Here is a 12225-nt window from a genome sequence, read left to right as displayed (position 1 = left end):
GGCGGTTGAATCCGGGCGAAATTGCGGATCACCGTCGAGCGGGCCTCGCGGACCTGGCCGAGCTTCTCGACGACCAGCCGGGTGAATTGACGGAGGTCTCGGTCCATCATCAATAAATAGGAGCGCATCGCGCCGGGAATGTCGCCCATCAGGATCTGAGCCAAGACCATGTGGATCTTCATTTGGTGGTCTCTTTCCTTGGAGCGCATCTTGCGCAGCAATTCCTGAGTTTCGGGATCGGAGGAGCGGGCGAAGGCCGCCATGCCCTTGCGGGCATATTTCAAGTCGGCGTCGCTCGGAGTCCAGCCGTGCTCGGCTTGGATTTGGCGCCGGATCTCGGCGTCGCTCAGGCATTCGCCGCTGAGCTTCTTGAGCTTGGAAAACCCGGGAACCGAAGCGGGCGGAGCCAAGCCGGCGCCGCCGGCCATTGCCGGTCGGGAAGGGCGGGGCAGAGAGCCGGCCGGCTGAAAGGCGGCCGAGGCCTCGGGCGGAAGAGTCGAAATCTTGGCGGTCGGGAGGGTTCGGCGCAGGGCCAGGCCTTCGCCCAAGGGAATGGAGCGTTTCGATTTCTTCGAGGAAATGGCTTCGATCATGAGAGCCCCCTTTGAAGGGAATATCGGTTTTCCTCCCAGGAGAAGTTTTCACCCTTGTTTATTATATAATAATTTCAACAAGTTATAATGGCACTCGAAGCTCAGTCTTGACTTACGCAAAATGTACGCCATAGGATGGGCTTATGACGCTCACTCCCAAACAGCAGGATCTTCTCACTTTCGTGCAGACCTTCCTAGAGGACCGTGGCTTCGCGCCGAGCCAGCGGGAAATCGCCGAGCATTTCGGCTTTCGCTCGCTCGGCACGGTGCAAAACTACCTCAAGGCCCTTGAAGCCAAGGGCTATCTGGCCAAGGCCAAGCATCAGAGCCGGGCCTTGCGCTTGAGCGAGGTCACCGACATCGATCAGTCGGCGATCGCGATTCCCTTGCTCGGCCGGGTGGCGGCGGGCCAGCCGATCGAGGCTATCGAAAATCGGCGCACGGTCGAGGTTCCGCCGGCCCTGCTTCGGGGCGGCGAAAATTTCGCCCTCGAGGTCCGCGGCGACTCGATGATTGAAGAGGGAATTCGCGAGGGCGACTTGGTGGTGGTGCGGCGCCAGCAACACGCCGAGAACGGCCAAATCGTCATCGCGATGCTCGACGGCGAAGCCACCGTGAAAAAGTTCTTCTGGAAGAACGGCGAGGTCGAGCTGCGGCCGGCCAATGCGGCGCTGAAGCCGATCTACGTCAACAGCGGCCAAGGCTTCCAGATCCTGGGCTTGGTGGTGGGCTTGATTCGAAAATATCTGTAGGGGCGGCCCTTGCGGCCGCCCGATCTACGGGCAATGCGATGATGGCCTGGGCACCCGCAAGGGGAGCCCCTACGGCAATCCGGGTATGTCGATCTTATACGTCAATGCTCCTGCCTTCGCGGTGGCCGTCGAGCGGCTCCGCGATCCGGCCCTTCGCGCGGTTCCACTGGCGGTGGCGGCCCACGATTCTCCGCAGGCCCCGTTGGTTTCGGTCTCGGCCGAGGCCTATGCGCTGGGGCTCCGCCGGGGGTTGAAGGCCGGCGAGGCTCAGCGCTTCGAGCGCCGACTTCGCATCGTCCCGGCCGATCCGCCCCGCTACGAGCGGGCCCAGGCCAAAATCCAAGAAGTGGTGGGGCGCTACACGCCGCTTTACGAAGCCGAGCGGCTCGGCAGCTTTTTCCTCGATCTCGGCGGCACCGAAAGGCTCTTCGGCCCGGCCCTCGACGTCGCCGCCAAGGTCCAGGCCGAGATCGCCCGAGCCCTCGGCCTGCGGGCCACCCTCGGGGTCGGCGGCAGCAAGCTCGTTTCCCAGATCGCCGCCAACGTCGTGCGGCCCAAGGGGCTCTGCGACGTTTTTCCCGGCGGCGAGGCCGCCTTCCTGGCTCCGCTCGAGCTCGATTATTTGCCGGCCTTGCAGGAGTTCGCCGACCGCGCTTCCTTTCAAGAGCTGGCCTTGAACCGCATCGGCGACCTGGCCCAAGTGCCGCTGCCGGTTTTGCACCAGGTTTTCGGGGCCAAGGGCGAGCGCCTGCATCTCCAGGCCTGGGGTGTCGACCCGCGGCCGGTCGAGCCGCCGCTGGCCGAGGAAGTCCTGGCCCGCGAAGTCGACCTGCCGAGCGAGACCAACGACGACGCCGTCTTGCTCGCGGCTCTGTGGCGGGCGGTCGAGGTTTTGGGGCGGGAGCTGCGGCAACGCCGCCGGATGGCGGCCGAAGCCCGCATCGAAGGTTTGCAAGGCGACTTGAAGCGCTTGACCGAAAGGGTGGAGCTTCGGCCGCCCAGCGCCAGCGACTTCGTCCTCTTCGCGGCGCTGGAAGGGAAATGGCGGAAATTCCTCAAGCGCCGGGTGACGCTGAAATTCTTGAAGCTCAGCTTCGCCAAGCTTTGCCCGGCTTTTCGTCAAGCCGAGATGGGCGTTGAGCCGAGGGAAGAGCGCTTGCTCGTGGAGCTGGATCGGTTGCGGGCGAAATACGGCGTTGGAGTCGTGACCCACGGCTGCGGCATTTCGCTGCGCGGCCAAATCCCCCCTGGCCCCCCTTTTTCAAAGGGGGGCAACTGCAAGGCAAAGTCTTCTCCCCCCTTTGAAAAAGGTATGCAAGGTTCGGCTTTGCCGGACCGCGCAGCAAATTCGCAGAATTTGCGAAGTCTAACACCAGGGGGGATTTAAAGCGGCGGCAGTATGACGAAGTTCACTCATCTCCACTGTCACTCTTATTACTCCCTGCTCCGCGGCACGATGAATATCGAGACTCTCTGTTCCCATGCCCAGGCCTTGGGCATGAAATCCCTCGCCCTGACCGACGTCGATGGCCTCTACGGCTGGGTCGAGTTCGTCCAATGCTGCCGGGACTTCGGCCTCCGGCCGCTCTGCGGCGTCGATTTGCGGGCGCCGGACGGAAGGGCGGTGCTGCTGGCCAAGAACGGCCTCGGCTATTCCCGGATCTGCCGGCTCATCTCGGACAAGCACCTCGATCCGAGCTTCTCGCTGAAGAAAAGCTTGCGCGAGGACCGCGGCCAGCTCGCGGTCCTGAGCCGCGACCTTTCGCTGCTCGCCGAAGTCGCCGAATCGACCGGCTCCGCGGATCTCCACGTCGAGCTGCTTCCCTTGGAGGAAAACCTGCCCCAGCTTCGCTTCGCCCGCGAGCATGGCTTGAAGACCGTCGCCAGCAACGATGTTTATTTCCTGCGGCCGAGCGACCATCCCAACCACCGCTGGCTGCGGGCCATCGACAACAACACCAAGCTCTCGCGGCTGGGGCCGGCCGACGAGGTCGTCGCGGAGCGGCGCTTCCTCTGCGAAGAGGAATGGATGCGGGCCAAGCTGTCCTACGCTCCCGAAGCGGTGGAGAACGCCGGCCGCTTGGCCGAGGAGCTGGAGGGGAATTGGCGGCTGGGCGAGACCGTCTTTCCGCCTTATGAAAGATTTTCGGGGCCCGAAGCCTATTTCACCCTGCGCTGGAAGTGCTACCAAGGCGCCCGCCGGCGCTACGGCGAGCTCAGCGAGAAGGTCCGCCGACGGATCGAATACGAGCTCGAGATCATCCGCGGCAAGGGTTTCAGCCACTACTTCCTGGTCGTCGACGACATCGTGCGGCAGGCCCCGCGGACCTGCGGCCGGGGCTCGGTGGCGGCGAGCATCGTCTCCTACTGCCTCGGCATCACCCACGTCGATCCGATCAAGCACAACCTCTTCTTCGAGCGCTTCCTCAATCCCAGCCGGCGCGATCCGCCCGACGCCGACATCGATTTCCCCTGGGACGAGCGCGACGCCATCCTCGATTACATTTTCAAAAAATACGGGCCTTACCGGGCGGCGATGGTCTCGAATCACGTCCGGCTGCAGTTTCCCTCGGCGGTGCGGGAGCTGGCCAAGGTTTACGGTTTCTCCGACTCCCAAATCACCCAGGTGACCGAGAAATGGTTCCGTTTCCCGCCCCGGGCCTACCCCAAGCCTTGGGACGAAATTTTCGCCGCCGCCGGGGCCCTGACCGAGATCCCGCAATATCTCTCGGTGCATGCCGGCGGCGTCGTCATCGTGCCCGACGACCTGCGGAATTACGTGCCGCTTCAGCCGGCGCCCAAGGGCGTCAACATCCTGCAATGGGAAAAGGATCAGACCGAGGACTTCGGCTTGGTCAAGATCGATATCCTAGGAAATCGCTCGCTGGCCGTCGTGCGCGACGCCCTCGGCGCGGTCGAATCCAACACCGGGACCCGGATCGACTACGCCGAGCTCGATCCCACCGAGGACCCGGCGACTCAGGCCATGCTGGCCAAGGGCGACAGCATCGGCGTCTTCTACATCGAGTCGCCGGCGATGCGGCAGCTCCAGCAAAAGGCCGGAGTGGGGGACTACGAGCACATCGTCATCCACAGCTCGATCATCCGGCCGGCTTCTTACCGTTACATCAATGAATACGTCGAGCGGCTCCACGGCAAGCCCTGGGACCCGCTCCATCCCTTGCTGCAGGAGATCTTGGACGAGAGCTACGGCCTGATGGTCTATCAAGAGGACGTCACCAAGACCGCGATGGCCCTGGCCGGCTTCAATGCCGTCGACGGCGACGGCCTGCGCAAGGCCCTCTCCAAGAAGCGGCCCGAAAAATGGCTCGGCGCTTACCGGGTCAACTTTTACGCCGGCGCCCGGGAGCGCGGGGTCGGCGAGGCGGTGATCGAGGCCGCTTGGCGGATGATCGAGAGCTTCGCCGGTTACAGCTTCTGCAAGCCCCACAGCGCTTCCTACGCCCTGGTTTCCTTCCAAGCGGCCTACCTGCGGGCCCATTATCCGGCCGAGTTCATCGCGGCGGTGATCTCCAACGGCGGCGGTTTCTACTCGACCTCGGCCTATCTTTCGGAGGCGCGGCGTTTGGGGCTGACGATCCTGCCGCCGGACATCAATGCCTCCCAAAAGGAGTACCGGGGCCGGGACCGCGAGCTCCGGGTGGGCTTGATGCAGCTCAAGGGCGTGCCCGAAAAATTCATCGAAAGGCTGCTCGAAGAAAGAAAGGCCCGCGGGGCCTACGCTTCGCTCGAGGATTTCCTGCGCCGGGTTCCCGGTGATCTGTCGGATCTGAAGATTTTGATCCGAGCGGGCTGTTTCGATTCGCTGGCTCAGGGGCTGACCCGGCCGCAATTGATGTGGAAGCTCCTCCAGCTTTGGCGGCCGCTGCGTGAAGGCGGCGGCCATCTACCCTTTGCCCGGCCTGAAGCTTGGGTTCCGGCGGAAGCCGATTATTCGCCGGCTCGCAAGATCGAGGACGAGCTCGAGACCCTGGGCCTGATGGCCTCGCGCCATCCGATGAGCCTTTACCGCGAAGCGATCGACAAAGTTCCCCACGTCGCGGCCCGCTGCATGGCCGAGCACGTCGGAAAGAGGATTCGGATGGTCGGTTGGCTCATCACCGGCAAGGTGGTTTCGACCAAGCGCCAGGAGTTGATGGAGTTCATGACCTTCGAGGACCTGACCGGGATTTACGAGACCACCTTCTTCCCGGCCTCCTACCGCCGGAACGGCCCGCTGCTCAATCGCCGCGAGCCGTTCTGGGTCTTGGGACGGGTGGAGGACGACCATGGCGGGATCGCCCTCAACGTCGATAAGGTCGAGGCCCTGAGGATTTGACCTTGGCTCAGGGAAAGAGCAAAATTCCCCGGAGGGGGTGGCATGAAATACCGCAATTTGGCCGAGATGCTTCGGTCGCCGGCCGAGAAATCGCCGGAACGTCCCGCCTACATTTATCTGCCGGATGGGGAGACCACCGAGATCCCGCTTGGCTACGGCGAATTGGACCGCCGGGCCCGGGCGGTCGCCGTCGCCCTCCGCGCCATCGCCAAGCCCGGCGACCGGATCCTCTTGCTCTATCCGCCGGGGCCCGATTTCATCGTCGGGCTTTTCGCCTGCTTCTACGGCGGCTTCACTGCGGTGCCGCTCTTTCCGCCGGAGCCCGAGCGCCTGGCTCAGACCCTGGGCCGTTTCCTGGCCTGCGTCTCCGACTCCCAAGCCGGAGTGGTGCTGAGCAATCGCTTCGTCATGTCCATGAAGGAGATGTTTTTTCAATTCGCCCCCGCGCTCGGGGACCTGCACTGGCTCGGCAGCGACGAGGTCGATGAGGCTCTGGCCCGGGAGTGGCGAGATCCGGCGCCGGAACCCCGGGATTTGGCGCTGCTCATGTATACCTCGGGCTCCACCGGCGAGCCCAAGGGCGTGATGCTCGGCCACGGCAGCCTGCTGGCTCAGTTGGAGATCTTGGCCGGTCTCTACCAGGGGGAACATCGCGAGGAGAAGGGCGTCACCTGGGCGCCGCCCTATCATATCTCCGGCTTGACCTTGGGCCTGCTGATGCCGGTCTACCTCGAATCTTGCAACGTCTTCTTCTCGCCGCTGCTTTTCCTGGCCCAGCCGCTGCTTTGGCTCAAGGCCATCACGCGCCACCGGGCCCGCTCCAGCGGCGCGCCCAATTTCGCCTATGACCTTTGCGTGCAAAGGATCGGGCCCGAGGAGCGGGTTGGGCTGGATCTGAGCTGCTGGCAGATCGCTCTCAACGGCGGCGAGCCGGTGCGCGCTCAAACCCTGCGCCGTTTCGCCGAAGCCTTCGGACCGCGAGGCTTTCGCCCCGAAGCCTTTCTCCCGTCCTATGGGCTCACCGAATCGGGGCTGATGCTGACGGTGGGCGAGCCGGGAGTCGCGCCCTCGATCCGGGGGTCCTTGGTGAGCTGCGGCCGGCCCTTGCCCGAAGTCGATCTGCGCATCGTGGATCCGTCGACGGCGCTGGCGAAGGCTCCCGGCGAGGTCGGTGAGGTTTGGGCAGCCGGCCCTTGCATGGCCGACGGGTACTGGAAACGCGAGGCCGAAAGCGAAAAAGTCTTCGGGGCCCGGTTGGCCAACGGCGAGGGTCCTTTCCTCCGGACCGGCGACCTTGGGCTCTTGAAGGACGGCGAGCTTTTCCTCAACGGTCGGCTCAAGGAGCTGATCATCGTCCGGGGCGTCAACCATTATCCGCTCGATCTCGAGACGACGGCCGAGCGGGCCCATCCGGCGCTGCGGGGCCAAGCCGGTGCGGCATTTGCGATGGAAGGGCCCGAGGGCGAGGCGGTGGGTTTGGTCTTCGAATGCGCGAAGGAGCAAGCCTCGGTTCATGAGCAAATCCTCCGGAACGTTCGCGAGGCCATTTCGCTGGACCATCAACTGCGGGTGGCGGCCTTCGGGCTCGTCAAGCCCGGGACCTTGCCGCGCACCGTGACCAAAAAGGTTCAACGCCGCGCCGCCGGCCAGGCCTTCCTCAATGGCGGCCTCGAGCTGTTGGCGGAATCGCGCCTTCGGGCGGAAGAGGAGTCCTTGGCTTCGGCTCCGGCCGAGCGGATCGTTCCGGTCGATGAAGGCGAGTTGAAGGAGTGGGTGGCTCAGCAAATGGCCGCGATTCTGGGGGTTCGGGCTTGGGACCTGGACTTGGATCTGCCTTTGCCGGCTTATGGACTGGATTCACTGGCGGCGGTCGAGTTTTCCTCGCGAGTGGAGAAAGGCCTGGGAGTCCCTTTCACCGTCTCCGAGCTGTTCGAGGCGGCCAGTCTCCGCGAATTGCTGGAGGGGCTCGCCGCCAAATGGCGCGCCGGGTCCTCGGCGGCTTCGTCGCCGCCCGATTTGGCCGCCGAGGCCGTGCTGGACCCCGGCATCGCCGTCGCCCCCGGCTCGGCCAAAAGCTTCGCCGAAGCCAAGGAAATTTTCCTCACCGGCGCCACCGGATTTCTGGGAGCCTTTTTCTTGAGGGAATTGCTGGACCGGAGCCATGGCCGGATTCACTGCATGGTTCGGGCCCGCGATCCGGTCCAGGGATTGAAACGAATCCGGGAGAACCTGGAGTTTTTCCAGCTCTGGCGGCCGGAGTTCGTCGATCGCATCGTTCCGGTGGTGGGGGATCTCGCCAAGCCTCGGCTCGGGCTTTCGCCGGAAGGCTTCGACCGGCTCGCCGAGCAAATCGACCTGGTCTATCACAACGGGGCCTCGGTGAATTTCATTTATTCCTATCGCGACCTGAAGCCGACCAACGTCCTGGGGACCCAGGAGGTGATCCGTCTCGCCGCCAGCCGGCGTCCCAAGGCCTTGCATCACGTTTCGACCATCGGCATCTTTCCCCTGTCCGGCCGCCAGGGCAGCCGGGCCTTTTCGGAGCGGGACGAGCCCGAGGATCCCCGCGGGCTGCTCAACGGCTACGCCGAAAGCAAGTGGGTGGCCGAGAAGCTAGTCCGGCAGGCCGCGCTGCGCGGCTTGCCGGTGGCGATTTACCGGCCGGGCGAAGTTTTGGGCGAGAGCGAGGCCGGCATGTGCCGGGCCAAGAACGACGCCTACAGCCATATTCTCAAGGGCGGCTTGCTGCTGGGCAGCGCTCCCGTGATCCGAGCGAACTTTTACGCGGTGCCGGTGGATTTCGTGGTGAAAGCCGCGGTCTATCTCTCCAGCCAGGAAGGATCGCTGGGCCGCACCTTCCACCTCGTGGGCCAGCCGCTCACCGCCGAAGGAATTTTCTCCCTGCTGAAAGATTGCGGCGTTTTACTGCGGCGGCTGTCGTATGACGATTGGCTGCAGGAATTGCGGGCGCTTTCGGCCAAGCTGCCGAAGAATCCCTTGGCGCCGCTGTTTCCTTATTTGAGCAGCGATCCGATCCGGATCTTGGCCAACATTGAAACCGAGCTGGTGGTGGAATCCCAAGCGACCCACCGGGCCTTGGCCGGGATGACCTTCCGGCTGCCCTCGCCCGAGCGGACTCTCAGCTGCCACTTTCGCTTTCTGGAGCGCAGCGGCTTCCTTTACTCTTGATAGCTCAGGATTTGCCTTCCTTGGTCATTTGGCCCATGCGCTGGGCGATCTCTTCGGGGCTCAAGTCTTCCTTGTGAGTCGAGATCGACCAAGTGTGGCCGTAGGGATCCTCGAAGTGACCCGAGCGGTCGCCGTAAAATTGGTCGGCCACCGGCTTGAGGACTTTCAGGCCGGCCTCGACGGCCTTGGCGGCGAAGGAATCGACGTCCTCGACATAGAGCATGATCGAGACCGGGCTTCCGCCCAAGGTTTTGGGGCTGCGGAAGCCCATCTCGGGATATTCGTCGGCCATCATGATCGGCGAGTCTCCGATCTTGATCTCGGCATGGGCCAGCCGGCCGTCGGGCCCGTCCATTCGCATGATTTCCTTGGCGCCGAAGGCTTTCTTGTAGAAGGCCAGCGCCTCGGCGGCGCCCTTGATGCAAAGATAAGGAGTGGCGGTGTGATATCCTTCCGGGATGGGTTTAACGGGGCTCATGGTTTCCTCCTTCATGGTTTCGAATAAGTGATCCGGTAAATCGCGCCGCGTTGATCGTCGGAGACCAGCAGGGCGCCGTCGGGCATGACCAAGACGTCGACCGGCCGGCCCCGGACTTCGCCTTTGGGGCCGAGCCAGCCTTGAGCGAAGGGAGTGTATTCGACGGCCCGATCGCCGTCGAGCTTTACTCGCGTCACCCGGTAGCCGACCTTGGAGCTGCGATTCCAAGAGCCGTGCTCGGCGATGAAAATTTGCCCGCGGTATTCGGCCGGGAACATCGCTCCGTTGTAAAAGCGCATTCCCAGGGCGGCGACGTGGGCGCCGAGCTCGGCGACCGGCGGAACGAATCGGCCGCAGCCATCCTTGGGCCCGAATTCGGGATCGACGACCGATTTTCCGTGGCAGTGGGGAAAGCCGAAATTCAAGCCGGGTCGGGGCGCCCGGTTCAGCTCGTCGGGCGGGATGTCGTCGCCCATCCGGTCGCGGCCGTTGTCGGTGAACCAAAGCACGCCGTCCTGCGGCCGCCAGTCGAAGCCGACGGTGTTGCGCACGCCGTGAGCGAAAACCTCGAGGCCGGAGCCGTCGGGGTTCAGGCGGGTGATCGAGGCGAAGAGCGGGTCCTCCTTTTTGCAGACATTGCAGGGCGCGCCGATCGGCACGTAGAGCTTTCGGTCGGGGCCGAAGGCGACGAACTTCCAGCTATGCTGCCGCTCGGTCGGGAAATCGGCCTTCACCACCGCCGGCTTGGGCGGCGAATTCAACTTCGCTTCGATGCCGTCGAAGCGGAGCAGGCGGTGGGCTTCCATCACGTAGAGCGCTCCGTCCAGAAAGGCGACGCCGTTGGGCTGCTCCAAGCCCGAGGCCAAGGTGAAAACTTGCTCGGCGCGGCCGTCGCGGTCGAGATCGCGCAGGCCGTAGACCTTGCCCTCGTGCCGGGTGCCGACGAAGAGCGTTCCGCCGGGGCTCAAGGCCATCGAGCGGGCGCCCGGGACGTGAGGGGCGTAGTAATCCATTTGGAAACCCGGCGGGAGTTGGATGGCCGGCAAGTCCGAAGCCGGCGGGCGATCTTGGGCGCAAGCCGGAGCGATTGTCCCGAAGAGAAGAACGAACCAGGAGGCGATTTTCGAGCGCAGCATGTTCAGGTCTCCGGGGATCCATCTTTAAAGATACAACAGCCGAAAAATCTCGGCTATGATGACCGGCATGCGTTGGGAAAATCAAAGGGAAAGCCGGCATGTCGAGGATCGGCGGGGCCGGCCGGCGGTTCGCGGCGGCATCGCCATCGGCGGCACCGGGCTACTCTTGGTGCTGGTCTTGAGTCTTTTGACCGGACAAAATCCACTTCAATTGCTCGGCCAGCTCGGTGGCGGAGCTTACGAGACTTCCACCGTCGACTCGGGAGCGCCCCCGGGCTTGCCGCAGGATCAGCTGGGCCGCTTTGCCTCGGTCGTGCTGGCCAACACCGAAGACACCTGGAATGCTCAGCTTCCCCGGATGGGCCGGCGTTACCGCGAGCCGACGCTGGTTCTTTTCAGCGAGGCCGTGCAGTCGGCCTGCGGCCTGAGCTCGGCGGCGGTCGGCCCCTTTTATTGCCCGGCCGACCAAAAAGTTTATTTGGACCTCTCTTTCTTCGACGAGCTGAGCCGGCGCTTCGGCGCGCCCGGGGATTTCGCCCAAGCCTACGTCATCGCCCATGAGGTCGGCCACCATGTCCAGACCCTGCTCGGGATTTCGGAGCAGGTCTCGGGGCTTCGGCAAAGGGTTTCGCGGGCCGAGGCCAATGAGCTGTCGGTGCGGCAGGAGCTGCAGGCCGATTGCCTGGCCGGCGTTTGGGGTCATTGGGCCCAGAATCAAAGCGGCATGATCGAGCCCGGCGATTTCGAGGAGGGCTTGCGGGCCGCGGCCGCCATCGGCGACGACCGGCTGCAAAGGCTGGGTCGCGGCCAGGTCCAGCCCGAGAGCTTCACTCACGGGACTTCGGAGCAGCGGGTGAGCTGGCTCAAGCGCGGCCTCCAAAGCGGCGATCCCAAGGACTGCGACACTTTCGCCGGTCCGATTTAATTCGCCTCCTTAGCGCCAGTCATCCTGAGCAAAGCGAATGCCCTCAGCCGGGCACGAAGGATCTGCGACTGACCAAGAGGTGATGCGATTCAGAGCCCCTTCGCTGCGCTCAGGATGAGATGAGTTTCGATGCTGGCGAATAAGCTTTCAAGAAGACTTCGATGCAATCTTCGGCGTGCTCCTGGCATTCGACTGCAGTTGGTCGGGGCCGGAGGTTCATCGTAACCTTCATGTGGGTCTCGCCCTTGAGCATCGAAAAGAAGTGGTCAACGGCCCGCTCGACCTTGGCGATCTTTAGCTCGCCCCGACGGCAAAGGCCGTTCAGGTATTCGGTCATCGCGTCCTTGATGCGCTGGGGGCCGGCCTCGAAGAAGAGCCGTGCGATCTTGGGGTGCCTTTCCGACTCGGTCGAGATCACTTGGTGGATGGCCAGGGCCTCGGGGCTGTAGATCAAATCCAAGAAATTCCGGGCAATCTTCAGCAAGGTGTCGCGGGGGCTGAGGCCGACGCAATCGCCGAAGGTCTCGGCCGGTTCGTGTTGCTGGCACTTGGCTGAGATGACGGTCTTGAAGAGCTCATCCTTGCTGCCGAAATGGCCGTAGATCGTTGGCTTCGACACTCCGGCCGCGGCCGCGATCTGGTCCATATTTGCGGCCTCGAAGCCGTGCTTGAGAAAATGGCTCTGGGCTGCCTTCAGGATGGCATCCCGCTTCTCCAGGTCCTTGGGCCGGCCGAGGACCGGTTTGAGGCAATATTTGCTCCGAGTCATTTTTATACTTCCCAGTTTAGAAATAGCATGTTATCAAACTCATC

At 63.6% G+C, this 12225-nt stretch carries 9 protein-coding genes; 5 read left to right on the top strand and 4 right to left on the bottom strand.

Features of this window, described 5'->3' with window-relative positions:
- Positions 1-593 (bottom strand): hypothetical protein (locus VJR29_02410; GenBank protein ID HKY62245.1); only part of this gene is annotated, 593 nt, incomplete at its 3' end.
- 143 nt (positions 594-736) lie between these two features.
- Between VJR29_02410 and lexA the strand changes: the two genes are divergently transcribed.
- The 4 genes from lexA to VJR29_02390 all read left to right on the top strand — a co-directional run bounded on the left by lexA (position 737) and on the right by VJR29_02390 (position 8873).
- Complete coding sequence (lexA, locus tag VJR29_02405) at positions 737-1345, top strand: transcriptional repressor LexA (GenBank protein ID HKY62244.1); 609 nt, start codon at positions 737-739, stop codon at positions 1343-1345.
- An 85-nt stretch (positions 1346-1430) separates the two neighbouring features.
- A complete protein-coding gene (locus VJR29_02400) occupies positions 1431-2732 on the top strand; it encodes a hypothetical protein (protein ID HKY62243.1) in 1302 nt (433 codons plus the stop codon).
- A gap of 12 nt (positions 2733-2744) precedes the next feature.
- Positions 2745-5684 carry a DNA polymerase III subunit alpha gene (locus VJR29_02395; protein HKY62242.1) on the top strand — a complete coding sequence of 980 codons (2940 nt, stop codon included), beginning with the start codon at positions 2745-2747 and terminating at the stop codon, positions 5682-5684.
- Positions 5685-5726: 42 nt separating this feature from the next.
- Entirely contained in the window at positions 5727-8873 is a 3147-nt protein-coding gene (locus VJR29_02390; protein ID HKY62241.1) for a thioester reductase domain-containing protein, read from the top strand.
- A gap of 4 nt (positions 8874-8877) precedes the next feature.
- Here VJR29_02390 and VJR29_02385 read toward each other — a convergent pair whose 3' ends face one another.
- Positions 8878-9351 carry a VOC family protein gene (locus VJR29_02385; protein HKY62240.1) on the bottom strand — a complete coding sequence of 158 codons (474 nt, stop codon included), beginning with the start codon at positions 9349-9351 and terminating at the stop codon, positions 8878-8880.
- An 11-nt stretch (positions 9352-9362) separates the two neighbouring features.
- Positions 9363-10487 carry a PQQ-dependent sugar dehydrogenase gene (locus VJR29_02380; GenBank protein HKY62239.1) on the bottom strand — a complete coding sequence of 375 codons (1125 nt, stop codon included), beginning with the start codon at positions 10485-10487 and terminating at the stop codon, positions 9363-9365.
- 67 nt (positions 10488-10554) lie between these two features.
- Between VJR29_02380 and VJR29_02375 the strand changes: the two genes are divergently transcribed.
- A complete protein-coding gene (locus VJR29_02375) occupies positions 10555-11412 on the top strand; it encodes a neutral zinc metallopeptidase (protein HKY62238.1) in 858 nt (285 codons plus the stop codon).
- Between the two features lie 109 nt (positions 11413-11521).
- Here VJR29_02375 and VJR29_02370 read toward each other — a convergent pair whose 3' ends face one another.
- Positions 11522-12181 carry a TetR/AcrR family transcriptional regulator gene (locus tag VJR29_02370; GenBank protein HKY62237.1) on the bottom strand — a complete coding sequence of 220 codons (660 nt, stop codon included), beginning with the start codon at positions 12179-12181 and terminating at the stop codon, positions 11522-11524.
- Positions 12182-12225: the final 44 nt, after the last annotated feature.

Source organism: bacterium (genome assembly GCA_035281585.1).
Taxonomy (GTDB): domain Bacteria; phylum UBA10199; class UBA10199; order DSSB01; family DSSB01; genus DATEDP01.
Note: the sequence above shows the minus strand (reverse complement) of the source record. Positions and strands in the feature narration are given on the sequence as shown.